Genomic DNA, 26,723 nt, shown 5'->3' on the forward strand with positions numbered 1-26,723 from the left:
TCCTATCCGCTGTCCTCATCGTCGCCGCCATCATCTGGTGGGCCAATTGAGTCCGGACCCTAGACTGACCGGCGGCTGACCGGCGGCTAACCGGCGGCTAACCGGCGGATGTCAGGCCACCGCGCCGGCGCCGCGATCGGCTCAGGCCTCGGCCAGGGCCGGAGCGGCGCCGACCGCCGGGGCTGCGCCGGAGCCGCGCGCGGTTTCGACTGCGGCGAGGAACTGGTCGGTCGCCGCTTCCCAGGTGAAGCGCCGGGCGAAGACCGCAGCGGCCTTGCGGTCGACGCGCAGCGCCCGGCCGATGGCGATCTCCAGATCATGATGCAGGCAGCCAACCCGCGCGGGAAAATCGTTGTCCGAGCCGCGCCCTTCCGGGCCGAGTACGTCGAGCGGTCCGGTCACCGGCAGGGCAGCCACCGGCACGCCGCAGGCCAGCGCCTCGATCATCACCAGGCCGAAGGTGTCGGTCAGGCTGGGAAAGACGAAGCAATCGGCCGCGCGATAGGCACTGGCCAGCGCCTCGCCATCGAGCGGGCCAAGGAACACCACGTCGCGGTGGCGCGCTTCCAGCCGCGCCCGGTCCGGGCCGTCGCCCACCACCACCTTGGTGCCGGGTACGTTGAGCGAGAGGAAGGCCTCGAGATTCTTCTCCGGCGCCACCCGGCCGACGTTGAGCAGGATCGGGCGCGGCAAGTTCGCCAGGGCCGGATGACCTTCGCCATCGGGCCGGAACTGCCAGTGATCGATGCCCCGCGTCCAGCGCCGGGTCTGACCGATGCCGCGCCCGGCCAGCTCCTGCTCAAGGCTGGCGGTGGCCACCAGCACCGCCTGGCTGCGGCGATGGAAGTGGCGCATCAGCGGCCAGAACCGTTCCGCCGAAAGCCCGGTGCGGACCGCCGCATAGTCGGGAAAGCGGGTGTGGAAGGCCGTGGTGAACGGCACCCTGTGCGCCAGGCACCAACCGCGCGCGCTCCACCCGATCGGGCCTTCGGTGGGGATGTGGACGATATCGGGCGCAAAGGCATGGAGCAGCTTGCGCGCCTGGAAGCGGGGGGCGATCGCCACCTCGATCGCGGCATAGCCGGGCAGCGGCAGGGTGCGGAAGCGCCCCGGGGTGATCAGCTCCACCTCGTGGCCGCGCCGGTCAAGTTCGGCCACCGTGGCCGCCAGCGTGCGGACCACGCCGTTGACCTGCGGAAACCAGGCATCGGTGGCAATGGCGATCTTCATCGGGCAATCCTTCACAAGGCCAGTTCCGCCGGTTCGGGCGCGGGCGCGCTGGCCGGCTGGCGCCCGGCCTGTTCTCGCCCGGCCTGTTCGCGCGACCAGTCGACGATCGCCATCGCGCCGGCGTGGTCCTCGACCAGGGCGGTGCAGCTTTCCACCCAGTCGCCGTCGTTGAAGTAGGTAATCTCGCCGATCGTGCGGATCTCGGCGCAGTGGATGTGGCCGCAGACGATGCCATCGAAGCCGCGGGTCTGGGCCTCGTGGGCCAGCGCATCCTCGAAGTTGCAGACGAACTGGACCGCGTTCTTGACCCGCCGCTTGAGGTAGGCCGAAAGCGACCAGTAGGGCAGGCCCAGCCGCTTGCGGGCCGCGTTGACCAGGATATTGGCGCGCAGCAGCAGGGTATAGGCCTGGTCGCCCAGAAAGGCGAGCCAGCGGGCATAGAGCACCACGCCATCGAACCTGTCGCCATGGGTGACGAGCAGGCGGCGCCCATCGGCGGTGAGGTGAACAGCCTCGGTCGCCAGTTCGACCCCGCCGAAGCTGAAACCGGCATAGTCGCGCAGCGCCTCGTCGTGGTTGCCCACGATCAGCACCACGCGGGTGCCGTGGTGGGCGGCCTTGAGCACCCGGCGGACCACCTCGTTGTGGGCATCGGGCCAGAACCAGCCCTTGCGGAGCGACCAGCCGTCGATGATGTCGCCGACGAGATAGAGGTTCTCGGCCTCGAACGAGCGCAGGAAGTCCACCAGCATCGCGGCCTTGCAGCCACGGGTGCCAAGGTGGACGTCGGAAATCCACACCGAGCGGTAGCGCTTCTTGGGGCGAAAGCCCTTGGGATCGGGCAGATGGAGCCAGTCGGGCACCTGGCCGCGCGGGCTGGTCGTAACGGGCGCGGGAATGGCGGGGGTGGCGCTGGTGGGGTCGGCAGGGGACATTTCGGTCAGCATCGGCTCGCGCTCCGGCGTTTCGATCTCGACCCCCGTCCTTCACCCGCGAGGTTGCATGGTGGTGACGGCTTGAAGTCAGAACGATGACAGAGGCGCGCGCAGGAACGCACCCAGCCATCGGGCGCGGCTCAGCGGGGCCGTTCGACGCCGTCGACCCACAGGGCGGTTGCCGTGGTCCGCAGGTTGGTGCCGCCGCCGGGTGCATCGACCATGACCGTGCGCTCGCCGCGCCGCGCGGGCGCGCCGGCAGGGGCATGGCCAGGCCGCGCCGCTTCCGGTCCTTGGACGCTGGCGCCCCGGGCATCGACCAGAACCGCGGCCAGAGCCGGGGCAGCAAGGCCCGGCGCGAGGCCTGATGCCAGAACGGATGCCACAACGGCGCCAATCACCGGCAGGATGGAGCGAATGGCCTGGCGATGCGTCATGATGGCGGGTTTCCCGAGCGGTGGGCGCAGCCGCCCGGCGGGCGACATCCTCGCCTCGCCGCGCCCGACTGCACTCCCGCGATAGGCCCGCAAGATGACGGTTTCACGTCGCCTTCATGACATAGCGGTGTCAGAAATCCGACACCGGCCGGTCAGCGATCAGTCAAGGTGGGCCGAGGCCAGCAGGGCCAGCCATTGGCGGCGGGCGCCTTCGTCGAGTTCGCCCTTCACCAGCACCGCGAGCTGGAACCACGAGCGCTTGCCGGCGACCAGCCGGTACAACCCGAGGCTGGCGCGTTCAGCCGGGCAATCGGGCGAGCGGCGCTCGAAAGTCACCGACCGGTCATCCTCGGCGATGATCGTGAACGTCGCGGGGCAGCGGGCGCGGGCCTGGTCCTGGAGGATGGCCATCCACGCCCGCGCGCCGGCTACCTTGCGCGGCCGGGCGATCGAGACGATCTCGAGCGCCTCGCTCCAGTTGCGGGCCGACTGGCCCTTGACCGCGATCAGGTCAACCAGCCGCGCGGGATTGCTGGCATCGAAATCGACCATGTCCTTGTCGCCCGAATCGAGCACCCGTTCGAGCGGCGGGTATAGCCGGTGATCGAACTGCAAGCGTTCGGCGGCAACCGGAGTCCCGCAGACCAGCAGGGCAAGGGCGACAACATGACGCATCTTCATGCCGCCAGGATAGGCCGGGCGCGCCGCGGATTCACGCGGATTTATGTGACACCAATACGACAACCGCATGACACGAACCCGCGCCGCGAACGGCCGGTCGGAGAGCCGCTCAGGCCTCGACCAGCTCGCCCGCGCCGTCGGCCGCCAGCTCGGCATAGCGTTCGGCCTCGGCGGCGATCAGCAGCCGGGCGAGGAACCAGTAGGCCTCGCCCCAGGCGGCAAGCACCGCGTCGCTGGCCACCTCGGCGCCCAGCACGTCGCGGATCGCCGGGAGCAGCGCCTCGGCCACGTGGGGATAGTGCTCGGCCTTCACCCCGGTCTCGACATGGCGCGCCACCATCCGGCCGACCGCCGGGCCAAGGTTCTCCAGGCGGTCGATGTTCTGGGCATAGCCCAGGATCGCGGCGGCCAGGCGGCGCGGCTGCTCGCCGCTGTCCTGCGCGGCCTGGTCGAACAGGGCGCGGATCGCCGGATCGCGGAACAGGCGCTCGTACATCCGGGTGGTGATGGCCACCCCGTGCTGCTGCAGGGCCGGACCGGTGGCCTTCACCACGGCGATTGTTTCGGGAGAAAGAGAGGGGGCCATCGGTTCGCTCCATAAGATGCAGGAGCGCTGCATCTATACGGAACGAACAAACATTCAATTGAAATTCATCTTAATGCACTTGCGTTTCGCTCAACCCGCCAGAGCCGCGAACCGCCGCTCGGCTGCCCGCCAGTCCAGCGCGGCCATCACCGCATCGACATAGGCCGCCGCCCTGGCCCCATAGTCCAGCGCATAGGCGTGTTCGTACATATCGAGCACGAGCAGCGGCGTGGCCCCGGCCAGGGTCATGGTGTGATCGGCCGCCCAGGTGTTGACCAGCCGCCGGTCGCGCGGACTCCAGGCCAGGATCACCCAGCCCGAGCCGCCGCCCAGCGCCTTGCCCATGCCGGAAAACTCGGCCCGCCAGCGCGCCTCCGAACCGAACCCGTGGGCAATCGCGGCGGCCAGCGGCCCGGTCGGCCCGCCGGGCCGGCCGAACTGGGAGAAATAGATCTCGTGGAGCACCATCGAGTTCCAGGCCAGCAGCTCCTCGCGCTTGAGCCCGTTGATCCGGTAACCCGGTGCCGTCGCCGGATCGAGCGCGGCCAGCTCGCCTTCGATTCCGGCCAGCCGCTTGACCGCGCCGAGGTAATTGTTGTCGTGGTGACTGACCAACAGCCGTTCCGACAGCCCGGCAATGCCCGCCGGATCGAAGCCAAGCGGCACCGGCTGGGGGGCATAGGAGGGGGACGGCGATGGAGCCGAAGCGGCCACCGGCTGGGCGGCGGCACCCGGGGCGGCGAACAACGCCCCTGCCCCCAGCGCGGCCCCGGTAGCAATGAGTTCACGGCGATCAAGCGCGATCCTGGTCATGGTCTGGTGCTCCGTCATCCGCCCGGAACGAGACCATGACTCCGATCGCGCAGCCACACACTTGAATTATCGGTAATTATTGAAAGGGAACCATCCGCCGCGCGGGGCCGTTGCCCGGGAGAATGCCGCTCAATCCAAAGGCCCGGCCATGCTCCTGACCATCGCCCTCATCCTGTTCGTGCTGTGGCTGCTTGGCGTGGCCGTCTTGCACGTGACCGGCGCGGTCATCCATGTCCTGCTGGTGGTGGCGGTCTTCGTCGGCCTGGTCCAGCTTTTCCGCGGACGGGCTGTTTGAGCCGGTCACGCGGAGACGCAGTGGCGCAAGAGAAACGCAGGGAAGAACGGCCCGACCGGCGCAGCCGCCCATTCGGGATTTCGTCGATCTCACCCGCTCCGCTCAAGGCCAGCGCGGGCCTTCGCGCCTCCCCTTCTTCTTCCGCGTCTCTGCGTGAACCCGAAAAAGGGGCGAGCCCAAGCCCGCCCCCTCACGCTTACGCGGCCCGCCTGGTCCGCACCGCGGCTTCGCGGTTCAGTTCCTCGGCCAGCAGGAAGGCCAGTTCGAGCGACTGGGCGGCATTGAGCCGCGGATCGCAATGGGTGTGGTAGCGATCGGCCAGAGCCTCGTCGGTGATGGCGACGCCGCCGCCGATGCACTCGGTCACATCCTTGCCGGTCATCTCGATGTGGATGCCGCCGGCATGGGTACCCTCGGCCCGGTGAACGGCGAAGAAGCCGCGCACTTCGGCCAGGATCCGGTCGAACGGACGGGTCTTGTAGCCACTGTCCGACTTGATCACGTTGCCGTGCATCGGATCGCACGACCACACCACCGGATGGCCCTCGCGCGCCACGGCCCGGACCAGCGGGGCAAGGCCCGCCTCCACCTTGTCATGCCCGAAGCGGCTGATCAGGGTGATGCGGCCCGCCTCGCGCGCGGGGTTGAGCAGGTCGAGCGTGCGAAGCAGCACGTCCGGGGTCAGCGACGGCCCGCACTTCATCCCCAGCGGATTGCCGACCCCGCGCAGGAACTCGACATGGGCCGAGCCTTCGAAGCGGGTGCGATCACCAATCCACAGCATATGGGCCGAGCAATCATACCAGTCGCCGGTGAGCGAATCCTGCCGGGTCATCGCCTGCTCGTAGGGCAGCAGCAGCGCCTCATGGCTGGTGTAGAAGCTGGTGCCCTGGAGCTGCGGCACGCTGGAGGGATTGACCCCGCAGGCCTCCATGAAATCAAGCGCCTCGCCGATCCGGTCGGCCATTTCGCTGAACTTGTCGGCCCAGGGGCTGCGGCCCATGAAATCGAGCGTCCACTTGTGGACCTGGCGCAGGTTCGCATAGCCGCCGCTGGAGAAGGCGCGCAGCAGGTTGAGCGTCGCGGCCGACTGGCTGTAGGCCTTGAGCATCCGGTCGGGATCGGGAATGCGCTGCTCGGGCGTGAACTCGATGCCGTTGATGTTGTCACCCAGGTAGCTGGGCAGCTCCACCCCGTCGACCACCTCGACCGGCGAGGAGCGCGGCTTGGCGAACTGGCCGGCCATGCGGCCCACCTTCACCACCGGCTGCTTGGAGGCGAAGGTCAGCACCACGGCCATCTGCAACAGCACCCGGAAGGTGTCGCGGATGGTGTTGGGGTGGAACTCGGCGAAGCTTTCCGCGCAGTCCCCGCCCTGGAGCAGGAAACCCTTGCCGGCGGCCACTTCGGCAAGATCGGCCTTCAGCGCGCGGGCTTCCCCGGCGAAGACCAGCGGCGGAAAGTTGGAAAGGGTGCCCTCCACCTCGGCCAGCTTCGCCGCGTCGGGATAGACGGGGAGATGCTTTGCCTCGTGGGACTTCCAGCTTTCGGGATTCCAGTTCGTTGCCACTTGTCTTGCTCCTTGCGGGAGGGCGCCATACCGCGCCGGCCACGCCAATGCAAAAGCGGGATGTCCGGCCACGATGGCCGGCCCCGCATACACGAGAGGCCGGAAGGTTTCCCTCCCGGCCCCCGTATCGTTGTCGCTGGAAGGTGGCTTAGCCGCCGTGGACTTCCGCAACGTCGATCTTGAGACCCGGGCCCATCGACGAGGTCAGGCCGACCTTGCGAAGATACTTGCCCTTGGCGCCCGACGGCTTGGCCTTGACGATGGCATCGACGAAGGCATCAAAGTTGGCGCGCAGCGCCTCGCTGCCGAACGACAGCTTGCCGATCCCGCCATGGATGATGCCCGCCTTCTCGACGCGGAACTCGATCTGGCCGCCCTTGGCAGCCTTGACCGCTTCGGCGACGTTCGGGGTAACCGTGCCCAGCTTCGGGTTCGGCATCAGGCCCTTGGGACCCAGCACCTTGCCGAGGCGGCCGACGATGCCCATCATGTCGGGCGTGGCGATCACGCGGCCGTAGTCGAGGTTGCCGGCCTGCATATCTTCAAGCAGATCCTCGGCACCCACCTTGTCGGCGCCGGCAGCGAGAGCGGCCTCGGCCTTGTCACCGCGGGCGAAGACCGCAACCTTGACGTCCTTGCCCGTGCCCGACGGCAGGGTGACCATGCCGCGGACCATCTGGTCGGCGTGGCGCGGATCGACGCCGAGGTTCAGCGAGACTTCCAGCGTCTCGTCGAACTTGGCGGACTTGAGGTCCTTGAGCAGCGCGATGGCTTCATCGACGCCATAGAGCTTCTGGTTGTCGCCCAGCTTTTCGGCGAGGGACTTCTGCTTCTTGGTCAGCTTGGTCATCGGATCAGCCCTCCACAACCTGAAGGCCCATCGAACGGGCGGAGCCTTCGATGATCTTGGTGGCCTGTTCGATGTCGTTCGCGTTGAGGTCAGCCATCTTGGTCTGGGCGATCTCGGCAAGCTGCGAGCGCTTGATGGTTCCCGCGGAAACCTTGCCCGGCTCCTTCGAGCCCGACTTGAGGTTGGCGGCCTTCTTGATCAGGAACGAGGCTGGCGGGGTCTTGGTGATGAAGCTGAACGAACGGTCCGAATAGACGGTGATCACCGTCGGGATCGGCATACCCTTTTCCAGCTCCTGCGTGGCGGCGTTGAACGCCTTGCAGAATTCCATGATGTTGACGCCGCGCTGACCCAGCGCCGGGCCGATCGGCGGCGACGGGTTGGCGGCACCGGCTGCAACCTGCAGCTTGATGTAACCTTCGATCTTCTTGGCCACGATGGGCCTCCTTTCTTCCTGTTGCCCTGCACGCAAGGCTCAGAGTGAGCGGTCAAACGGCGCCCGAAGGCGTCTCCCGCGCGGAATCGACCCGTTCGTGGAACGGGCGAAGGCGCGCTATTAGGCGCTGTGTCCGCAAAAGGAAAGTCAGTTTCTCCCGGCTACCGCGAGGCGCGCGGACGAACCGGCGGCGCGGGCCGCCCAGGCCGCGCGGATCGCCCGGCGGGCCGGCCGCTCAAGCCATCGGCAGGACCAGTCCGACAGGACGAGAATCGCGGCGATCATCGCCAGCTCCGCCACGGCCAGCACCGGAGCCGACAGGCCGCCCGCGGCAAGATGGTCCCTGGCGCCGACGATCACCACCAGATTGAGCAGGTAGATCGCATAGGAACGGTCGCCCAGCCAGACCAGCGCCGACGAGCCCAGCCACCGCCAGCGCAGCGCGAGCAGCAGGGCGGCCGGCCAGGCAAGCAGGCCAAGTGGCAGGACCGGCATGACCCCGCCCACCGTCTGGAGGCCGAAGCCGGCCACCAGTGCCGCCAGCAGCAGTGCCGTGGGCAGCCGCGTGAGCCAGGCCCGGCCAAGCCACATGGCCTGGCCGACGAAGAACCCCATCAGCCCGCGCCGCATCATGTCGGCCACGGTCGGATCGCCGCTGGCCCCGTAGCGCGCCAGCAGCCCGGCGCCGAGCGCGGCGAACAGCGCGGTGGCCGGCACCATCACCCGCCGCCCGCCGCTCGCCGCGACAAGGAAGATCGCATAGCACACCGCCTCGACCGATAGCGACCAGGCGGCCCAGTCGTAGGTGGTCCCCGCAGAGGGATAGAAGGCCAGGAGCAAGGTCAGGTGGCCCACGAAGGCGGCAACCGTGTTGCCCGGATTGCCCGAATCGATCAGCGCGAAGGTGATCAGCGCGGCCAGATGCAGCGGATAGAGCCGGGCGATGCGGGCCACCACGAAATCGGCGCGCGCCCGACCGGAGGCCAGGGCCGGCGTCGCCAGGTAGACATGGGCAAAGACGAACCCGGAGAGGATGAAGAACAGGTCGACCAGGGTCCACCCGCGCACGGTGATCCAACGGGCCACCGCCCCCAGCGGCCCCGGTGCATAGGGCCAGGGCGCATAGTGGAGGAACACGTGATGCAGCGCGACCACCACGGCGGCAAGGCCGCGCAGGCCATCCAGCCTTGCCAGGCGCGCCGGATTGCCCCCCTCCGGTCCGCCGCTCGCCGGCCCGCCGCACTCCGGCGCGAGGCCGGGTCGGTCAGTCGTCCCGGCGGAAGACATGGGAATTTCGGAACAGCGCGTTGCCAGTGAGCTTGAGAATGGCCGTACGCAGCGCATTGTCGGCGCGCATGGCCAGGTCGCCAAGGCCGCGCGCGCGTTCAGGACGGAACGAGGTCGCGTGGATGGCCGTGACCAGTTCGGGCGGCAACAGATCATCAAGCACGAACGAGCGAACGCGGCGCGGCGCGGTCCACTGGCTGACCAGGTCTTCCCTGGCCTCGGCCAGGCGCGCCGCGATCAACCCGGCCAGGGTGGTGCGGCTCGCGGCCCATACGTTCGTGGCAGGCATGGCGGTTCTCCTCCCGCCAGAGCTAGCCGCGCATGGTTAACGGAGGGTAAAGCCCGCCGCCCCTTACTTGACCAGTTCGACTTCCTCGAAGCCCAGTTCCACCGGGGTGGCGCGGCCGAAGATCGAGACCGAGACCTTGACCCGGTGCTTGTCGAAATCGAGCTCTTCCACCGTGCCGTTGAAGCTGGCGAACGGCCCGGCGTTGACCTTGACCGAATCGCCGATCTCGTAATCGACCGAAACCTCGCGGCGCGGCTCGGCGGCGGCCTGGTCGCGCGCGCCGAAGTAGCGGGCGGCCTCGCGGTCGCTGATCGCCTGGGGCTTGCCGCCAAGGCCCAGGAAGCCGGTGACCTTGGGGGTGTTCTTGACGAGGTGGTAGACATCGTCGTTCATCGCCAGCTTGGCCAGCACGTAGCCCGGCATGAACTTGCGTTCGACCTGGACCTTCTTGCCGCGCTTGACCTCGGTCACGGTTTCGGTGGGAACCTCCACCTCCTCGACCAGTTGCGACAGGCCGAGGCGCTCGGCCTCGGCGACGATCGCGTCGCGAACCTTGTTCTCGAACCCGGAATAGGCGTGGATGATGTACCAGCGAGCCATTGTGATCTCTCGTTTCCAGTAATGCCGGGGCAGCTCAGGCGAGCGTCAGCAGCCAGCGCACGATTTCGCCGAACAGGCTGTCGACCCCGAGGAAGAACACGGCGAGCATGACCATCATCAGCGCGACGAAGATCGCGGTGGTGACAGTTTCCTGACGGGTCGGCCAGACGACCTTGCGGGCCTCGGCCTTGACCTCGTTGAAGAACTGGCCGGGATTGAAATTGGCCATTGCGTGCTCTTTTCCATGCGTTGTGCGGGTCGCGCCTGCCGCCAAGGGGACAGCGCCGCCCCGGCGCCGTGGCAGGCAGACCGGGAGGGGCAGCAGGTCTCCGATGTCGGAAGTGCCGCCCAATTAGCGCTGCGCCGGCGGAAAGGCAAGGCTGAGTCATTTGCCTGGTACGGAAAGGCCTTCCGGCCGGTGCCGCTCAGAATGTGCCTGCCTGCGAATTCGGCACAGGTGGCGCCAGCTTCGCCAGCAGCGAATGCTTGGTCCGGTAGAGCACCCTTGCCCCGGCCGGCAGGGCAGCCGGGCGATACTTGCCGAAATACCACAGGTATTCGGCCTCGCGCGCCGGCTTGAACCGGGTGAGGTCGGGCGTCTGGTCGCGGCGCATATAGATCCGCTGCGAGGGATCGACCCATTTCCACGCCTGCGGCGTCAGGGTCAGCATATGGACCCCGGGAATGGCGAAGTGGCTGTTGACCAGGGCATCGCGCCGCACGGTCGCATAGCAGCCAAGGTGCCCGTAAAGCGGCTGCGCCCACAGGCCCACCTCCTCGCGCACCGCCACGGCCACCCTGGCCCCGCGCGGAACCTGGTCCAGCGCCGTCATCATCGTGGAAACATTGGCCGAATGGACCGTCCACACCGCGGTGGTGATCGCCAGGCGCAGGCCGAAAGGGGCCAGCGCCAGCCACATCAGCCCCCAGCGCGGGCGCCAGTCGATCGCCAGCGCCAGCAGCATCAGCCCGACCGCGATGAGCCGCAGGTCAGCCAGGTCGCCCCCGCCCAGGTGGCGCGGCACCACCAGCGACAGCAGCAAGGAGATCAGCCCGGCCCAGCCGAGGCGCGGATCGAGCTTGCCCCGCCACAGCGCCAGCAGCGGCGCCACCAGCAGCAGGATCGTGGTCGCATAGTCGATGTAGCGCACCCGGTCGCGCAGCGATTCGCGCCAGAATAGCCATTTCACCCGCAGCACGCGGCGGCCATAGTCGAACGAGCCGTGGGCTTGCTGGCTCGCCAGCAGCGTGGGCAGGAACGGCAGCCACAGCGGCCAGGTCGCCAGGGCCGCGCGCCACCAGCCGCGCCAGCTTTCCTGGCGCGAGAACTCGTAGCCGAAGACCATCACCCCCAGCACGCCCCAGCCCGACTGGTGGGCCAGCCAGATCAGCGCGCCGATCGGCACGAACAGTGGCGATCGCCAGCGGCTGCCCTGCGGCGACTGCCCCAGCTTGACCCACAGCGCGAAGGCCCACAGCGCGGCGGCCAGAGCCAGCTCGAAGTTGAGGAAGCCCATCAGCAGCGCGGGCGACCAGACCGTGGCCAGGGCCAGCAGGGCGCCCACCCCGATTCGCCGCCGCAGGGTCCATTCCACCGCGAACAGCCCGCCGGCCACCAGCATCGGGATGACAATGACGAACAATCGCCCGGCCGCCTCCAGGCCGACCAGCGCGGCCAGCGGACGGATCAGGATGTCCACCCCCAGGTTGCCCGACCAGGCCCATTTGAACGCATAGAACCGCGCCAGCTCGGGCGTCTGCCCGCCATCGATCATGATGTGCCAGCGCGCCAGGTGGGCCGGATAGTCGGTCATCTGCGGATAGCGGGCGAGCAGGCCGGGCAGCCCGGCCGCCAGGCACAGCAGCAGGATCGCGGCCATCTGGAAGGCCGAGAGCGCGACTCGCACGCCCGGGCGCTGCCCCAGGGGGAGCGGCTCGGTCGGGGGCGAGGGGGAAACGGGGGTCATGGGCTTGAACATCGCGGCGGAAGGCCTGCTTGCGGATCGGGACACATCGGGCTGCCACGGTCGGCAGCTCCAGCCGCTCACCCCCAATCATGGCAAAATCGTGGCACCCGTTTACGGCGCGGCACGCCCGCTTGGCAAGGTCGCACATGATGGAGGCGCGGCTTCGCCCCATGCACCGCCCCCGCCGGGGCCATGGCCCCGGCGCGGACGCGACGGTGATGGTGGGGGATGCTGGCAGGAGTGGAGGGACTCGAACCCCCGGCCCTCGGTTTTGGAGACCGATGCTCTACCAACTGAGCTACACTCCTGCGGGCAGGGGCGCCTCTATAGGGCACGTGGCCCGATGGCAAGGCCGCACTTGGCCATGGCCGGATCGGCGCGCCGGCTTTTGCGGCGCGGGGCGTTTCGCGCTAGAACGCGATCCGTGCACGCCCCCGGCAAGACCATCGATCCGCATCTTCTGATGCTGGCCTACCGCAGCGGGATCTTCCCGATGGCGGACAGCCGCGACGATCCGGAGGTGTTCTGGGTGGAGCCGCGCCTCAGGGCCATCCTCCCGCTCGATGGCCTGCGCTGCTCGCGCTCGCTGGCCCGCACCCTGCGCCGGGGCCGCTTCGCGGTTACCTGCGACACCGCCTTCGTCCAGGTCATGCGCGCCTGCGCCGCCCCGCGCCGCGACAGCGAGGAAACCTGGATCAGCCAGCGCATCGCCGCCAGCTACACCGCGCTTCACCATGAAGGGCTGGCCCATTCGATCGAATGCTGGCAGCCGGGGCCGGACGGCGGACGCCGGCTGGTCGGCGGGCTCTATGGCGTGGGGTTCGACCGGGTGTTCTGCGGCGAATCGATGTTCAGCCTGGTTCCCGATGCCTCGAAGGTGGCGCTGGCCTGGCTGGTCGCCGCCCTGCGCGAGGCCGGGGCCGAGCTGCTCGACTGCCAGTTCATGACCGAGCACCTCGCCTCGATGGGCGCGATCGAGATTTCCCAGGCCCGCTATCTCACCCTGTTGAAGCGCGCCCAGCGCGCCCCTCAGTCCGGCTGGGCGGGAGCCGCCGGGGCAACCGGCGCCGCGGCAGGCGAAGGGCTGGCCGAAGGCGCGGCCACCGGGGCCGCCTTATCCTTGCCCGAAGGCTTCGCCGCGCTGCTGGCGAAGGCGGCGGGATCTTCCTCCTCGCCCGGAAACTTCATCGCGCAGTCCTTCACCCACACGTCATAGACCGGGTGCTCGACCACGTTGAGCGAGGGCGAGTTCCTGAACAGCCAGCCGGAAAAGACCTTGCGCCAGGCCAGCGGCTTGTCGGCGCTGGCGCGCTCCTCCACCCACATCTGGACAAAGGCGCCCACTTCCGGCGGATCTTCCCACGGCAGGGTCCGTTCGCAATTGGCGAGCTTGACCACCACGTTGCCGATCCGCCGGGCCTCGCCGGTCTTCAGCACCAGGTCCTGGGTGAGGTTGTTGCGCTTGTTGAGCAGGCCGATCGTCGCCACCCGGTCCTTGACCGGCGTGCCGTAATTGCTCTCCACCGCCCGCGCAGCCGGCTTTCCGGCGGCGACGTTCTGGGGCACCTCGGTGGCCTCGGGAGCAACATCGCCACTCTGGCCGCAGGCGACGACGAGCAGGCTGGCCAGCGCCGCAGGGACAAGTCGGGAAAGGCCCGGAAGGCCGCGCACCTTGGCGTTCAGCCTTCCGGCGACCAGGCTTCGTAGTCGCCGGTGGCGCGGGCACGCACCCCGCCCTTCTCCAGCGCGCCCTGAGGCCGATAGGCCCGGGGGGTGCCGGTGGCGTTGGGAGTATGGTCCGCCTCCCAGATCCGCGCCGGGGGCAGGAAGCTCTCGGGCACGCCATCGAAGGTGCCGTGCAGCCAGCCATGCCATTCGGCCGGCACGCGGCTGGCATCATTGGCGCCGTTGTAGATCACCCAGCGGCGTTCCTGGCCGGCGCGCGGATGACCCTTCGGAAAGGGCTTTTTCGCGCGGTAATAGCGGTTGCCCTGCGCGTCGGTGCCGACCTGCTCGCCGTGGCGGGCCGAATCGAGCATGGTGCCGAAGGTGGCGCCGTCCCACCAGGTGAAGATCTTGGAGAGGATTCCCATGGGGCAAGCCGCCTAGCGGAAACAGGGGGGCACCGGCAAGGGGCTTGGCAGCTGCCACCCGCGCCTTAGCTCACCATTCCACCTTGTCCCCCACCCTGATCCCCAGCGCCCGGGTTCGTCCGGCGTTCAGTTCCAGCACGGCGATCGCCGGGCCGGCGGACGGCAGCGGGGTTTCATCATAGGGAATGGCGTTGACGATGTTGAGGATCCGCCGGTCCGCGCCGATGAACACGATGTCGAGCGGCAGCACCGTGTTTCGCATCCAGAAGGCCACCCGGCGCGGGCTGGCCTCGGGAAACAGCATCCCCTCGTTGGCGCCCATCGCGGTGCGGAACATCAGGCCTTTCTGCTGCTCGGCATCGCTGCGCGCCACTTCCACGCGGAAGGCATGGCCGCGCACCCGCAGGGGGATGACCTTCAGGCCGGAAACCGGGTGAACCGCCGCGCGCGCCGCCGGCGCGGCCCTGGCCAGCGCCGGCGCGGCCGGAGCCACGGCCGCCAGCGAAAGAACCGCCAGCGCAAGGGCCGGGCGCAGAATCCTTCTCACATCACGCCTGCTCACCGCGCGTCATCCTCCTCGTCGGCCTCCGTGGCCCATTGTTCCGCGGCGCCAATGTCGCCCGCCTGAACGAGCGCGCGGGCCAGGTCCATGCGGTGCCCGGCGCGCAGCATGGCGGCAAGCTGCCTTTCCGCCCCCGCCCGATCCCCTGCCCCGCCCGCATCTGACCCGAACGGCCCCAGCCGCCGCCTTCGGGCAAAGGCCAGCGCGGCGCGGCGCTGCTCGCCCTCGGCCCCGCGCACTTCGGCCCGCAGGTCCTCGTCGATCCCGGCCGCGCCCAGCGCCTGGCCGATCCGCCGCTCGCCATAGCCTCGCCGGCGCAGCGATCCCGCCTTCATCCGGGCATAGGCGGCATCGTCGACATAGCCCGCGGCCACGAACCGGGCCACGATCCCGGCCACCGGCGGCGCCTCGTCCCCGGCCCAGCCGCGCTCCCGAAGCTTGCGTTCAAGGTAAGTTTGGAGTTTAGCCGCGCTCGCCGCGAATCGGGCGACGTAGGCGAGCGCCAGTTCGTCCAGACGCGCGGCATCAAGCGGCCGGGGTGCACGTTTCTGTCGAGGAGGCGCTGACATTCGGTCATATTCGTGCCACAGTCGTTTCCGATTGGGGAGTGCCGACAGGATCGGCCGGGATTTTTTGCGTGGCCGGGGGGTCGCGCCAGTGCCGGGATTTGAAGCAGGGTTTCGCCAGAGCTTGTTTTTTCACGGGGCATTCAGGCTGCCGTAATCGCAAGACGACAATCCGCCACTTTCATCTCACGCGACAACAACAGACGGGCTAATCGCGCATGACCGACACCACTGCCACGCTGGTGCCGACACCAAACGAAGACGGGCTGGAGCGCCGCTTCTCCGATTTCGCCACCTTCGGCGAAGCGCTGGACTATGCGGCTATGGGCGCGCGCGGGCTGAACTTCCACGATGCGCGCGGCAACCTCACCCGCGTCTATCCGTTCCGCGAATTGCGCGAGGATGCCCTGGCCGTCGCCCGCCGCCTGGTGGCGCGCGGCGTGAAGCCGGAAGACCGCATCGCCCTCATCGCCGAAACCGGCACGCAGTTCGCCGCCCTGTTCTGCGGCACGATCTATGCCGGCGCCTGGCCGGTGCCGCTGCCGCTGCCCACCTCCTTCGGCGGCAAGGACAATTACATCGAACAACTGGTGGTCCAGCTCGGCAGCTCGGATCCCTCGATCCTGTTCTACCCGACCGAGATCGCCGAAATGGCCGGCGCCGCGGCCGAGCGCCAGGGCTGCGCCGGGATCGCCTTCGACGATCTCCTCGCCCAGCCCGCCCCGGCCGATGTCGCCTTGCCCGCGGCCACGCCCGACCAGATCTGCTACCTGCAGTATTCCTCCGGCTCCACCCGCTTCCCCCATGGCGTCGCGGTCACCCACGAGGCGCTGCTCAACAACCTGGCTGGCCACGGCCACGGGATGAAGCTGGTCGAAACCGACCGCTGCGTATCCTGGCTGCCGTGGTACCATGACATGGGCCTGGTTGGCTGCTTCCTCTCGCCGATCGCCAACCAGGTCTCGGCCGACTACCTCAAGACCGAGGATTTCGCCCGCCGCCCGCTCGCCTGGCTCGACATGATCAGCCGCAACCCGGGCACCACGCTCTCCTATTCGCCCACCTTCGGCTACGATATCTGCGCCCGGCGCATCTCCAGCCAGAGCCACGTGGCCGAACGCTTCGACCTGTCGCGCTGGCGCATCGCCGGCAACGGCGCCGACATGATCCGCCCGGATGTGATGCAGGGCTTCGTCAACGCCTTTGCCGAGGCCGGTTTCAAGGCCCATGCCTTCCTCCCCTCCTATGGCCTGGCCGAAGCCACGCTGGCAGTCACCATCATGCCGCCGGGCGAAGGCATCCGGGTGGAACTGGTCGAGGAAGAACGCCTGTCCGGCTGCCCGCGCGACCTTTCGCGCCCCGCGCGATACCGGGCCATCGTCAACTGCGGCAAGCCGGTGCGCGACATGGTCGTGGAGATCCGCGGCGAACGCGGCTCGGCCCTGTCCGATCACCACATCGGCAAGGTCTGGTGCAAAGGCCCGTCGGTCATGCACTCCTACTTCCGCGATCCGGAATCGACGCAGGCCTGCCTCGTCGACGGCTGGCTCGACACCGGCGACATGGGCTACATGGCCGATGGCTACCTGTTCATCGTCGGCCGGGCGAAGGACATGATCATCATCAACGGCAAGAACCACTGGCCGCAGGACATCGAGTGGGCGGTGGAACAGCTTCCCGGCTTCCACCAGGGCGACATCGCGGCCTTCTCGGTCCAGGCCGAGAATGGCGAGGAAGTGCCCGCCGTGCTGGTCCACTGCCGCGTCTCCGATCCGGAGGAACGCCGCCGCCTGCATGACCAGATCAAGGACAAGGTCCGCTCGATCACCGGCATGAACTGCGTGGTCGAACTGGTCCCGCCGCGCACCCTGCCGCGCACCTCCTCGGGCAAGCTCAGCCGCGCCAAGGCCCGCAACCTCTACCTCGCCGGCGAGATCCAGCCCTACCAGCTCGCCGCCTGACGCCATTTTCCCACATCCCGCTGCGGGACACCTGCGACGCGCTTGCTTGACCGGCCCTGCCGGTCGGGCATGATCGGACCCGGGCGGCGGGGAAAGTGGCAAAGGGCGAACTATGGCCGATCGGCAAGGCCCCGAAAGCGGCAACGGCAGCGTGATCGCGCACGACGAAGCCCCCGGCGAAGCCTTCCGGGTGATCGTCGGCTGGTCGCACGCGCCCTTCAGCCACGGCATCCAATTGCGCCTCCAGACCCGGCGCGCCGAAGGCCGCCGCGCCGGCCAGGTGGAAGACGAACGCTTCCTCATCACCCGCAACCAGGCCCTGATCCTGGCGCGCTACCTGCTCGATGCCTCGGGCCAGACCCTGCCCGAACGCATCCACGAAGGCCCGATCCGCCGTTTCTTCCGGCACCTGACCGGTGGCTGACACAGCCCCGGCAACCGATTTCGGCCGCACCGGTTGACCACCATGGCACCAGGCCCCATCTCCCATCCACCGCAACCGGGGACACTCCATCGCATGGCCACCACGCCCGAGCCGACCGCCGCGCCCTCGCCGCTCACCCTGACCCCGCCCGAACCGGTGCCCGCCGTCGCCCCGGAACAGGCGGTCGGGCTGGTTCCGGTGTCCGCCGAAAACAAGGCTCGGCTCCAGGCCAAGGTCGATGCCTTCGTCGCCGACCTGGTGGCGCAGGACCCGAACAGCCCGGCCTTCGGCCAGCGGGTTGATCAGCTCACCGCCATGGGCCGCAAGGAAATTGCCGAGGCCGCCGGCCTGTCCAATCGCTTCCTCGATCGCCCGGTCCGCGCGATGGACAAGGATGCCGGCGTCGGCGCCAACCTTGCCGAACTGCGCGGCGCGGTCGAAGCGCTCGATCCGGGCCGGGCGGGCGCGCTCTCGCCGGCGCGCAAGCTGCTCGGCTTCATTCCGCTGGGCAACAACCTCAAGCGCTATTTCCAGTCCTACCAGTCGGCGCAAAGCCACATCCAGGCCGTGCTCACCCACCTCGCCTCGGGCAAGGACGAGCTGTTGATGGACAATGCCGCGATCGACGTGGAACGCCAGAAGCTGTGGGCGGCGATGGGCGATCTGGAGCAGATGATCCAGATCACCCGCGCGATGGACGCGAAACTCGAACAGACCGCCGCCGACCTCGATGCCAGCGATCCGGCCAAGGCCAGGGCGATCCGCGAAAGCGCCCTGTTCTACACCCGCCAGCGCGCGCAGGACCTGATGACCCAGATGGCCGTTTCGGTGCAGGGCTATCTCGCGCTCGACCTAGTGAAGAAGAACAACGTCGAACTGGTGAAGGGGGTCGACCGGGCCTGCACCACTACGGTCGCCGCGCTCCGCACCGCGGTCACCGTCGCCCAAGCGCTCACCAACCAGCGGCTGGTGCTCGAACAGGTCACCGCGCTCAACGCCACCACCGCCCAGATTATCGGCAGCACCGGCCAGTTGCTGAAAAGCCAGACCGCGCAGATCCACGAACAGGCCGCCGCCGCCACGATCCCGCTCGAAACGCTCCAGCAGGCCTTCCAGGCCATCTACGACACGATGGACGCGGTCGACGTGTTCAAGCTCAAGGCGCTCGACGCGATGAAGCAGACCGTGGAAACGCTGGGAACCGAACTCGACAAGTCGAAGGGCTATATCGCGCGGGCCGAAGGGGCGCAGCAGGCGCGCCTCGCGGGCCAGGCGCCCTCGCCGCTGGCGCTGGAGGGCTAGCCCTTGGCCGAAACCAGGCCCTCGGTCCCGAAGGCCGGCCACCTGTCCCCGCCCGGCGCGCGCCATTTCGCGCAAGTCCACTCGATCGGCCGCCGTTCGCGCGCGCTCAAGACCCGGCACCTGCTGGGCCGGGTCTGGCGGGTGATGCTGGGGGTCGCGGCGGTGATCGTCGCGGCCATGGCCGTGGGCCTTGCCGTGGGCGGGATCGGCTTTGGCGGACTGTTCGCCACCGCGCTGGCCTGCGTGATCGTTGCCGCGCTGCTGGCGCGCTACCCGCGCCTTGCCGCGCCCACCCGCGAACAACTGGCGCAAGGCTCGCTGCGCGATATCGTCGGCAAGGCGGAACTGTGGCTGGAAACCCGCCGCCCGGGCCTGCCGGCCCCGGCCCTGCGCCTGGTCGATCACATCGGCATCCAGCTCGATGCGCTGGGCCTCCAGCTTGACCAGACGGGCGATCAAGCCGGCGCCGCCGAGGAAATCCGCAAGCTGGTGGGGGTGCACCTCCCCGGCATCGTCGCCAGCTACACCGCCATCCCCGCCCACCTGCGCGGCGAAGCGGCCAAGGGCGGCGGCGCCCCCGATGCCGTGCTGGTCGAAAGCCTCGCCGCCATCAGCGCCGAGATCGACGCCGTCACCCGCCAGCTTGCCACCGGCGCGATCGACGACCTGGCGATCAAGGCCCGCTATCTCGATTACCGCTACGGCGCGGCGCTGGACGATGAACCGGAGCGCTGACCGCCCGCCTCAGATGTCGCGGCGGTGCAGTTCCAGGTAGTCACGCGGGATCCGCAAGGTTCCCGCCGCCACCCGCGTTTCGCGCAGGAACAGCACCAGCCCCCACATCAACAGGCCGATCGCCGCGATGAAGAAGGCCGCGCCCACCTTCTCCAGCGAATAGCCCGCCACTTCCTCCACGAACAGGATCGCCACGGTCGTCCCGATCGACAGGCCTGAAATCACCAGGTTGCGGATCGCCTTGGTGATCAGCGCGATCCGCACGTCGCTGGCACGCATCTCGATCACCACGATGTCATGGTCGGAACCCAGCGTCTCGGCATGGCGCTGCTGGAGGAATCGCGCCCGGTCGACGATCCGGCCCAGCCGGGTCGACAGGATGTTCATGATGTTGCCGATCGCCACCAGCACGAAGACCGGGGCAAGCGCGAGCTGGATGGTATGGGCGATCATGGCCGCATCGTAATCCGCTCCCGGCCGATGCGGAAAGCGGAATACCTATGCGGCCGATTCACGTCGTCCCGGGCTCGACCCGGGACCGCTGGCCACTGCGAAGCCGTGAGACCTCCGGCGCGCGCGCCGCGCCGAGCCTGCCGGAAAAGCTCGCAGCTCCGCGATCCAGCACCGGTCCCGGGACAAGCCTGGGACGACGCCGGCTATCCCGCCCGCGTGGCAATCAGCGTATCGACCACCGATGGATCGGCCAGGGTGGAGGTATCCCCCAGGCTCGACACGTCCCCTTCCGCGATCTTGCGAAGGATGCGGCGCATGATCTTGCCCGAACGCGTTTTCGGCAGGGCGGGCGCGAAATGGATCGCATCGGGCGTGGCGATCGGGCCGATCTCGGTCCGCACCCATTGCACCAATTCGCGGCGCAGCGCCTCGTCCGGCTCCACCTCGGCATTGGTGGTCACATAGGCGTAGATGCCCTGCCCCTTGATGTCGTGGGGGAAGCCCACCACCGCGGCCTCAGCCACCTTGGCATGGGCCACCAGCGCGCTCTCGATCTCGGCCGTGCCCATGCGGTGGCCCGAGACGTTGATCACGTCGTCCACCCGCCCCGTGATCCAGTAATAGCCGTCCTCGTCGCGGCGGCAGCCGTCCCCGGTGAAATACTTGCCCTTGTAGGTGCTGAAATAGGTCTGGAAGAACCGCTCGTGGTCGCCGTAGACCGTCCGCATCTGCCCCGGCCAGCTCCGGGTGATGCACAGGTTGCCCTCGGCCGCGACACCGGGTTCGTCCGGCAGCACCGTGCCTTCGGCATCCACCAGCTGCGGCGCCACGCCGAAGAACGGCAGGCTGGCCGAACCGGGCTTGAGGTCGGTCGCGCCCGGCAGGGGCGTGATCATCGCCCCGCCGGTCTCGGTCTGCCACCAGGTGTCCACGATCGGGCAGCGCCCGTCGCCCACCACCCGCCAGTACCATTCCCAGGCCTCCGGGTTGATCGGCTCGCCCACCGAACCCAGCAGGCGCAGGCTGGAGCGGCTGGTGCGCTTCACCCATTCGTCGCCCTCGCGCATCAGCGCGCGCAGGGCCGTGGGCGCGCCATAGAAGATGTTGACCTGGTGCCGGTCGACGATCTGCCAGAACCGGCTGTGGTCGGGATAGTTGGGCACGCCCTCGAACATCACCACGGTCGCGCCATTGGCCAGCGGGCCATAGACCACGTAGGAATGGCCCGTCACCCAGCCGATGTCCGCCGCGCACCAGTAGATGTCGCCGGGGCGGTAATCGAACACGTAGTGGTGGGTCATCGCCGCCCAGGTGAGATAGCCGCCCGACGTGTGCAGCACCCCCTTGGGCTTGCCGGTGGAACCGGAGGTATAGAGGATGAACAGCGGGTCCTCCGCGCCCATTTCCTCAGGCTGGCAATCGGGCGAAACGGCGGCGCGTTCATCCTGCCACCAGCGATCGCGCCCGCCCTGCATGGTCACTGCGTTGCCGGCATGGCGCACCACCAGCACCGCCTCGACCGACGGGCAATGGGCCACGGCCGCATCGACATTGGCTTTCAGCGGCACCAGCTTGCCCCCGCGCATCCCGCCATCGGCGGTGATCACCAGCCGGCTGTCGCAGTCCTGGATGCGGCCCGCCAGCGCTTCCGGGCTGAACCCGCCGAAGACCACCGAATGGATCGCCCCGATCCGCGCGCAGGCCAGCATGGCCACGGCCGCTTCGGGGATCATCGGCAGGTAAAGCGTGATCCGGTCGCCCTTCTTCGCGCCCAGCCCCTTGAGCACATTGGCGAAGCGGCACACGTCCTCGTGCAGCTCGCGGTAGGTGATCCGCCGCTGCTGCGAAGGATCGTCACCCTCCCAGATGATCGCCGTGGTCTCGCCATGCTCGGCCAGGTGGCGATCCAGGCAATTGGCCGAAACGTTAAGCGTGCCGTCGGCGAACCATTCGATCCCGAAATCGGCCTCGTCGAACGAACAGCGGCCCAGCTGCGTCCACGGCCTGATCCAGTCGATCCGCGCCGTCTCCTCGCGCCAGAAGGCTTCCGGCTCCTCCAGCGAACGGCGATACTTCTCGGCCTGGCCGGCGGCATCGACATAGGCGCGCCTGGCCCACTCGGCGGGGACGGGATGAACGGTCACTGGGGCAATCCTCTCGGTCTGTTGCCCCCAGCGTTAGCCCAGCGCCCGGCCGCCTCGCAAGCAGCCTTGCAGTCGCGGATGGGCTAGACTTTGGTCGTAACGGGCGCGGTCGCCGCCGCCCCGATGGTCAAACCGGCCGCGCCAGCAGGGCCAGCGCCCCGCCCGCCACCGCCACCGCGTCGATGCCCTGCGCGCAGGCGCATTCGCCCACGGCCAGTTCCACCCCGTCCACCGCGATCCCGCCCGATCGCGGGATCACCAGCAGCGGCCCTGCGGCATAGGCCGAACGCAGCAGGTCCGACGGCGGCCCGTCAATCCGGTCCAGCCGGAACAATGGCCCGTCCACCAGCACTTCCTCGCCGCGTTCGGGCACATGGCGGTGCCACTTCGCGGCATAGGGCTCGCCCCGCGCCACGGCCACGCCCTCATCCAGATGGAGTTCGCGCGGGCGTCCATAGTCATAGAGGCGCCAGGTGATGTCGGAGTTCTGCTGGACCTCGATCAGGCTCACCCCCGCGCCGATCGCGTGGACCGTATTGGCCGGAATGTAGAAGAAATCCCCTGGCGCCACCGCGTGCCAGGTCAGCGCCTGCTCGATTCTGCCGTCCAGCGCGGCGGCGCGCATCGCCTCCGGCCCCAGCGCATGATCGAACCCGATGCCCAGCCGCGCGCCCGGCTCGGCATCGATCACCAGCCAGCATTCCTCCTTGCCCTGCCGGCCCAGCCCCAACGCCTCGGTCTGCCCGTCCGACGGGTGGACCTGCACCGAAAGCGCTTCGCTGGTGAAGATATATTTCACCAGCAATTGCGGCAGGGCGGCGGGCGGCTCGAACCAGATCTCCCCGATCCGTTCCCCCGCCGGCGCGGCGAAGGGCGGGGGCAGCACGTCCTTGCCCCACGGCTTGGCGACCGATTTCGTGGGGAGGACGGGATTCACTGGTTCGCGGCACCCTGGAGCTTGCCCACCTTCTGCGCGCCGGCGGCCGTGGTCACCAGGATGTCGTCGCCATCAACCACGATCATCACGTTCTCCAGCCCGATCACGTTGACCCGGGGGCCATCGCTGTCGACCAGGACGTTGCGGCAATCGACCAGTTCCGCCGGCCCGCTGACATGGTTGCCGGCCGCGTCGGCCAGCCCGGAGCCCAGCAGGCGCGCGGCGTGCAGGGCTTCCCAGTTGCCGATGTCCGACCAGCCCATGTCGGCCGGGACCATGGCGGCGCGGTCGGTGTTCTCCATCACGGCATAGTCCACGCTCTCGCTCTCGATCCGCGCGAAGGCGGCGGCATCGGGGTGGAACAGCCGAACCTTGCCCGCCAGCTCGGCGCGGCCCTTGGCGGCCGCCTCGCGCGCGGCGGCGGCAATCGCCGGGCGGTGCCGTTCCAGCTCGCTCAGGAAGAACCCGGCGCGGAAGGCGAAGATGCCGCCGTTCCACGCATAGTCGCCCGAGGCGAGGAACTGCTCGGCACGGGCCAGATCGGGCTTTTCCACGAACTGCGCCACCCGCGCGCCCAGCACCGCGCCATCCGGACCGGCACCGATCCCCTCGCCCCGGCGCAGGTAGCCAAAGCCGGTTTCGGGCGATTTCGCCTCGATCCCGAAGCTCACCAGCCAGTCCTGCGCGGCCAGCTGCGCCGCGGCCAGCGCCGCGCTGGTGAAGGCCGCGCCATCGGCGATGTGGTGGTCGCTCGGGCAGACCAGCATGATCGCGTCCGCCGGCAGGCGCAGCGCGGCCAGCGCGATGGCCGCGGCGGTGTTGCGCGCCTGCGGCTCGACGATGATCTCGCCGCCGGCCACCGGCATCTGCGCCTCGATATGCTCAAGATGCCTGGCGCCGGCCACCACGACCGGCGGGGCGAAATGGGCCGCGTCCGCGCAGCGCAGCACGGTTGCGGCAAACAGCGTGTCCGCGCCCACCAGCGGCAGGAACGGCTTGGGCTTGGCGGCGCGGCTGCGCGGCCACAGCCGGGTGCCGCTGCCGCCGCACAGAATGACCGGGGTGATGATGCTCATGCTCTATCCATTGCAATACGGCCCGCGCCTTTGCCCTTAGAACGGTCTGCCGCCCTTGCGCCAGACCCGATCGATCAGACCATCAGCGCAAGCAGGTCGGCAATGGAGCAGGTTGCGAAGCCCACCGCACTGTCGGAAATGCCATAGGGCACCAGCAGGCGCTCGCCCACCGGCATGACCCCGCAGGTATAGACCACGTTGGGCACATAGCCCGAACGGTCGGCGTCCACCGCGGTGAGGATCGGCTCGCGGGTGCGCCCGAGCACCCGCGAGGGATCGTCGCGGTCAAGCAGGGCCGCGCCCAGCGCGTATTTCCGCATGGCCCCCACCCCGTGGGTGATCATCAGCCAGCCGGCCTCGGTCAGCACCGGGCTGCCGCAATTGCCGATCTGGATGAATTCCCACGGATATTTCGGCTCCAGCAGCAGCTCGCCCTCCTCGTCCCAGCGCCCGATGTGATCGGAGCGCAGGAGATAGAGGTTCTTGCCGTCCTGCCGGCCGAGCATCAGGTACTGCCCGCCCACCCGCTGCGGAAACAGCGCCATGCCCTTGTTGCGCCCGGCCGATCCGAGGATCGGCTCCAGCTCGAACCGCTTGAAATCGGTGGTCCGCAGCAATTCGGACCGGATCGAGCTGCCCGAATAGGCGGTATAGGTGCCGATCCACTCATGGCTGCCGTCGTCGTGGCGGAAGCGCACCAGCCGCAGGTCTTCCAGCCCGCCCTTCTGCTGCTCGGTGATCGGGAAGATCACCGTATTGGACAGGCTGGAATCCTCGTGCCGGTGCACGCTCACCGCGCAGTCGACACAGGCCAGGTCGGCGTTATCAAGCTCCACCGCCGTGGCAAAGCTGCTTTGCGGCCAGAGCGCGAAGCTGCCGTCGCATTCGGCAATGCCCTCGCGGAAGGCGATCGAGCTGATATGCCCCTCGCCCACCGCGCGCAGGCTCATCACGAACCGGCAGGCGCCCTCGCCCATGCCCGACTGGTCGGGGTGGGGCACGATCGAAGGGTTCATCAGGGCCGCTGCGGCATAGGTGTATTCGTGGCAGAAATAAGCCCCGATCAGCCGCTTGCGCGACCGCGAGAACCGCGCCGGATCAAGCCGCAGCACGTCCTCGACCTCGCGGTAGCGCTGGTCGAACATGGCCTCGGTCTGCCAGTGGCGCTCCTCGAAGTCGGCCAGCACGCGGCGGTATTCGGCGCTGGCCGCGCGCTCGCTCAAGGCGGCGACATCCTCGACCAGCCGCAGCGCCCGGCCCCCTTGCGCGGTGGTGGATTGCCAGCCCAGGTGGAACGGGCGCAGCACCACGCGACTGGGATCGGCGTGCAGCCGGGTCTCAAGGATTCGCAAGGGGCTGGCCGACGCTTCGCGGTCCCGGCTCAACGAAATCTCCCGATCTTGGCGCCGCCCGCGCGGCGCCCCACAAGGCTAGCATGGAATAGTGGGCGAGTTGAAACGCCAGAATCGATTCGGCGCCGCAATTCTCGTTGACCCCGCGCGGCGTCACCCCGTCGCGCGATCGCCCGGTGGCCATGTCGGCCAGGACCACGCCCCGGTCGTTCCCGCCGAAGAACCAGCGGTGGGCGCTCAGGGCATGGTCAAGCCAGCACTGCTCGCCGCTGGCCTCCCAGGCGCCGCGCGCCGCCTCGACCGCCGCCTGGGCTTCCAGCGGCTGCTGGTCGAAGGGCAGCACGGCATCAGGCAGCAGGCCAGCAGGTGAGCCGCCAGGCGCCACGAAGCTGGGGCGCGCGGCAAAGCTTTCCGAACCCACGGGCCGGAAATGCCCGGCCGCGGCGGTCTGCCGCCCGGCCAGCCAGGCCAGGCTCTCCAGCCCGGCGCAGGTCCAGTCCGGACGGTCCAGCACCAGCCCGCCCTCGATCAGCGCCTGGCTCAGGCGCGCGTTGTCATAGCCGAGCCGGGGCTCGAACCAGGTCCAGCCCGGCCGCCGCCCCTGATCCAGCAGGTCATGAAGCCAGGCGCCGCCATGGGCCAGCAGCACGCGCGCGCCCTCGTGGCCGGGCTGGGCGCGCAGCATGGCCGCCGCGCCCAGCATGACGAAGGCGCGGGCGCGCGGCCAGTCAAGCTCGTCCAGCGCCGGCCAGACCTCGTCGAACCACACCTGTGCCCAGCGGCGGATATCAGGATCGGGCGCGTTCTCCACCGTATGGCCCAGCGCCCACAGCGCGCGGCCGTTGGAATCGGCCGATCCCACCTCCTCGCACCAGGTCCGTTCGAACCGCATGAAGTTGCGGAACCGCCGCGCTTCCGGGTTCCACGCGTGCTGGATGAAGCTGGCATAGGTGCCCGACCAGCGCGTCCGTTCGCTGCGCGACAGGCCTTGCGCCACGTTCATCAGCATCAGCGCGCGCACATTGTCATCCAGGCAATAGCCATGCCGCCGATCGGGCACCACGCCGATGGCGTGCTGGAACATCCCGGTGCTGTCGCTCATCGCCAGCACGCCGGACAGGCCGGGCACGCCGGCCAGCGGC

Annotated in this window: 28 protein-coding genes, 1 tRNA gene and 2 pseudogenes; 6 read left to right on the plus strand and 25 right to left on the minus strand. The window is 68.8% G+C overall.

All coding sequences use genetic code 11. The features are described 5' to 3' along the window. Positions 1–141 precede the first annotated feature (141 nt). The 6 genes from ACFOD9_RS02205 to ACFOD9_RS02230 all read right to left on the minus strand — a co-directional run bounded on the left by ACFOD9_RS02205 (position 142) and on the right by ACFOD9_RS02230 (position 4,682). Positions 142–1,230, minus strand: coding sequence for a glycosyltransferase family 4 protein (locus ACFOD9_RS02205; RefSeq protein ID WP_379508455.1), 1,089 nt, complete (start codon positions 1,228–1,230; stop codon positions 142–144). A gap of 11 nt (positions 1,231–1,241) precedes the next feature. Then, entirely contained in the window at positions 1,242–2,165 is a 924-nt protein-coding gene (locus ACFOD9_RS02210) for a UDP-2,3-diacylglucosamine diphosphatase (RefSeq protein ID WP_379508456.1), read from the minus strand. 140 nt (positions 2,166–2,305) lie between these two features. Further along, positions 2,306–2,602: a hypothetical protein gene (locus tag ACFOD9_RS02215; RefSeq protein WP_379508457.1), complete on the minus strand. Its 297-nt coding sequence runs from the start codon at positions 2,600–2,602 to the stop codon at positions 2,306–2,308. 159 nt (positions 2,603–2,761) lie between these two features. Beyond that, positions 2,762–3,277, minus strand: coding sequence for a hypothetical protein (locus ACFOD9_RS02220; protein WP_379508458.1), 516 nt, complete (start codon positions 3,275–3,277; stop codon positions 2,762–2,764). Between the two features lie 115 nt (positions 3,278–3,392). Next, positions 3,393–3,869, minus strand: coding sequence for a globin domain-containing protein (locus ACFOD9_RS02225; protein WP_379508459.1), 477 nt, complete (start codon positions 3,867–3,869; stop codon positions 3,393–3,395). A gap of 90 nt (positions 3,870–3,959) precedes the next feature. Further along, the gene (locus ACFOD9_RS02230; protein WP_379508460.1) at positions 3,960–4,682 is read right to left on the minus strand and encodes a superoxide dismutase; all 723 of its coding nucleotides are present in this window, start codon (positions 4,680–4,682) and stop codon (positions 3,960–3,962) included. Between the two features lie 148 nt (positions 4,683–4,830). Between ACFOD9_RS02230 and ACFOD9_RS02235 the strand changes: the two genes are divergently transcribed. Continuing rightward, complete coding sequence (locus ACFOD9_RS02235; RefSeq protein ID WP_379508461.1) at positions 4,831–4,977, plus strand: lmo0937 family membrane protein; 147 nt, start codon at positions 4,831–4,833, stop codon at positions 4,975–4,977. 196 nt (positions 4,978–5,173) lie between these two features. On the opposite strand, the gene ACFOD9_RS02240 is transcribed toward ACFOD9_RS02235, so the two are convergent. The 9 genes from ACFOD9_RS02240 to ACFOD9_RS02280 form a co-directional block, all read right to left on the minus strand. Next, positions 5,174–6,547, minus strand: coding sequence for a class II 3-deoxy-7-phosphoheptulonate synthase (locus tag ACFOD9_RS02240; protein ID WP_379508462.1), 1,374 nt, complete (start codon positions 6,545–6,547; stop codon positions 5,174–5,176). A gap of 148 nt (positions 6,548–6,695) precedes the next feature. Beyond that, complete coding sequence (gene rplA, locus ACFOD9_RS02245) at positions 6,696–7,397, minus strand: 50S ribosomal protein L1 (RefSeq protein WP_379508463.1); 702 nt, start codon at positions 7,395–7,397, stop codon at positions 6,696–6,698. A gap of 4 nt (positions 7,398–7,401) precedes the next feature. Next, positions 7,402–7,833 carry a 50S ribosomal protein L11 gene (gene rplK, locus ACFOD9_RS02250; protein ID WP_379508464.1) on the minus strand — a complete coding sequence of 144 codons (432 nt, stop codon included), beginning with the start codon at positions 7,831–7,833 and terminating at the stop codon, positions 7,402–7,404. A 147-nt stretch (positions 7,834–7,980) separates the two neighbouring features. After that, entirely contained in the window at positions 7,981–9,120 is a 1,140-nt protein-coding gene (locus ACFOD9_RS02255; protein ID WP_379508465.1) for an acyltransferase family protein, read from the minus strand. Next, complete coding sequence (locus ACFOD9_RS02260; RefSeq protein ID WP_379508466.1) at positions 9,098–9,409, minus strand: hypothetical protein; 312 nt, start codon at positions 9,407–9,409, stop codon at positions 9,098–9,100. Before ACFOD9_RS02260 ends, ACFOD9_RS02255 begins: the two co-directional genes overlap by 23 nt. 63 nt (positions 9,410–9,472) lie before the next feature. Further along, positions 9,473–10,009, minus strand: a complete 537-nt coding sequence (gene nusG / locus ACFOD9_RS02265; RefSeq protein ID WP_379508467.1) for a transcription termination/antitermination protein NusG — start codon at positions 10,007–10,009, stop codon at positions 9,473–9,475. 34 nt (positions 10,010–10,043) lie between these two features. After that, entirely contained in the window at positions 10,044–10,238 is a 195-nt protein-coding gene (gene secE, locus ACFOD9_RS02270; RefSeq protein ID WP_379508468.1) for a preprotein translocase subunit SecE, read from the minus strand. 196 nt (positions 10,239–10,434) lie between these two features. Continuing rightward, positions 10,435–11,976, minus strand: a complete 1,542-nt coding sequence (locus tag ACFOD9_RS02275) for a hypothetical protein (protein WP_379508469.1) — start codon at positions 11,974–11,976, stop codon at positions 10,435–10,437. Positions 11,977–12,208: 232 nt separating this feature from the next. Beyond that, positions 12,209–12,284, minus strand: a tRNA-Trp gene (locus ACFOD9_RS02280). Positions 12,285–12,439: 155 nt separating this feature from the next. Here ACFOD9_RS02280 and aat point away from each other — a divergent pair. Next, positions 12,440–12,985, plus strand: a pseudogene (aat, locus tag ACFOD9_RS02285) (leucyl/phenylalanyl-tRNA--protein transferase); the annotation flags it as partial. 20 nt (positions 12,986–13,005) lie between these two features. On the opposite strand, the gene ACFOD9_RS02290 reads toward aat, so the two are convergent. From ACFOD9_RS02290 to ACFOD9_RS02305, 4 genes are all read right to left on the minus strand, one after another. Continuing rightward, on the minus strand, positions 13,006–13,647 hold the full coding sequence (locus ACFOD9_RS02290) for a DUF2155 domain-containing protein (protein ID WP_379508470.1): 642 nt from the start codon (positions 13,645–13,647) through the stop codon (positions 13,006–13,008). Positions 13,648–13,655: 8 nt separating this feature from the next. Further along, a complete protein-coding gene (locus ACFOD9_RS02295) occupies positions 13,656–14,069 on the minus strand; it encodes an NADH:ubiquinone oxidoreductase subunit NDUFA12 (RefSeq protein WP_379508471.1) in 414 nt (137 codons plus the stop codon). Positions 14,070–14,139: 70 nt separating this feature from the next. Then, positions 14,140–14,616 carry a DUF192 domain-containing protein gene (locus ACFOD9_RS02300; RefSeq protein WP_379508472.1) on the minus strand — a complete coding sequence of 159 codons (477 nt, stop codon included), beginning with the start codon at positions 14,614–14,616 and terminating at the stop codon, positions 14,140–14,142. A gap of 11 nt (positions 14,617–14,627) precedes the next feature. After that, entirely contained in the window at positions 14,628–15,029 is a 402-nt protein-coding gene (locus tag ACFOD9_RS02305; protein ID WP_379508473.1) for a RecX family transcriptional regulator, read from the minus strand. A 386-nt stretch (positions 15,030–15,415) separates the two neighbouring features. On the opposite strand from ACFOD9_RS02305, the gene ACFOD9_RS02310 reads away from it, so the two are divergent. The 4 genes from ACFOD9_RS02310 (at position 15,416) to ACFOD9_RS02325 (ending at position 19,619) form a co-directional block, all read left to right on the plus strand. Next, on the plus strand, positions 15,416–17,158 hold the full coding sequence (locus ACFOD9_RS02310; protein WP_379508474.1) for a fatty acyl-AMP ligase: 1,743 nt from the start codon (positions 15,416–15,418) through the stop codon (positions 17,156–17,158). A 112-nt stretch (positions 17,159–17,270) separates the two neighbouring features. Further along, on the plus strand, positions 17,271–17,582 hold the full coding sequence (locus ACFOD9_RS02315) for a hypothetical protein (protein ID WP_379508475.1): 312 nt from the start codon (positions 17,271–17,273) through the stop codon (positions 17,580–17,582). A gap of 93 nt (positions 17,583–17,675) precedes the next feature. Further along, on the plus strand, positions 17,676–18,884 hold the full coding sequence (locus ACFOD9_RS02320; protein WP_379508476.1) for a toxic anion resistance protein: 1,209 nt from the start codon (positions 17,676–17,678) through the stop codon (positions 18,882–18,884). A gap of 3 nt (positions 18,885–18,887) precedes the next feature. Then, positions 18,888–19,619: a hypothetical protein gene (locus tag ACFOD9_RS02325; RefSeq protein ID WP_379508477.1), complete on the plus strand. Its 732-nt coding sequence runs from the start codon at positions 18,888–18,890 to the stop codon at positions 19,617–19,619. A 9-nt stretch (positions 19,620–19,628) separates the two neighbouring features. Here ACFOD9_RS02325 and ACFOD9_RS02330 read toward each other — a convergent pair whose 3' ends face one another. From ACFOD9_RS02330 to ACFOD9_RS02355, 6 genes and pseudogenes are all read right to left on the minus strand, one after another. Continuing rightward, on the minus strand, positions 19,629–20,072 hold the full coding sequence (locus ACFOD9_RS02330) for a DUF2721 domain-containing protein (RefSeq protein ID WP_379508478.1): 444 nt from the start codon (positions 20,070–20,072) through the stop codon (positions 19,629–19,631). 203 nt (positions 20,073–20,275) lie between these two features. Beyond that, positions 20,276–22,216 carry an acetate--CoA ligase gene (acs, locus tag ACFOD9_RS02335; protein WP_379508479.1) on the minus strand — a complete coding sequence of 647 codons (1,941 nt, stop codon included), beginning with the start codon at positions 22,214–22,216 and terminating at the stop codon, positions 20,276–20,278. Between the two features lie 127 nt (positions 22,217–22,343). Continuing rightward, a complete protein-coding gene (locus ACFOD9_RS02340; RefSeq protein ID WP_379508480.1) occupies positions 22,344–23,153 on the minus strand; it encodes a class I mannose-6-phosphate isomerase in 810 nt (269 codons plus the stop codon). Further along, positions 23,150–24,229 carry a mannose-1-phosphate guanylyltransferase gene (locus tag ACFOD9_RS02345; RefSeq protein WP_379508481.1) on the minus strand — a complete coding sequence of 360 codons (1,080 nt, stop codon included), beginning with the start codon at positions 24,227–24,229 and terminating at the stop codon, positions 23,150–23,152. The genes ACFOD9_RS02340 and ACFOD9_RS02345 overlap by 4 nt, the downstream gene beginning before the upstream one ends. A 74-nt stretch (positions 24,230–24,303) precedes the next feature. After that, positions 24,304–25,581, minus strand: coding sequence for a glycoside hydrolase family 130 protein (locus ACFOD9_RS02350; RefSeq protein ID WP_379508482.1), 1,278 nt, complete (start codon positions 25,579–25,581; stop codon positions 24,304–24,306). After that, positions 25,568–26,723 (minus strand): annotated as a pseudogene (locus ACFOD9_RS02355) (glycosyl transferase family 1); the annotation flags it as partial. The pseudogene ACFOD9_RS02355 and the gene ACFOD9_RS02350, both read right to left, overlap by 14 nt.

The sequence above is a fragment of the Novosphingobium bradum genome (genome assembly GCF_042646485.1).
Lineage (GTDB): Bacteria > Pseudomonadota > Alphaproteobacteria > Sphingomonadales > Sphingomonadaceae > Novosphingobium > Novosphingobium bradum.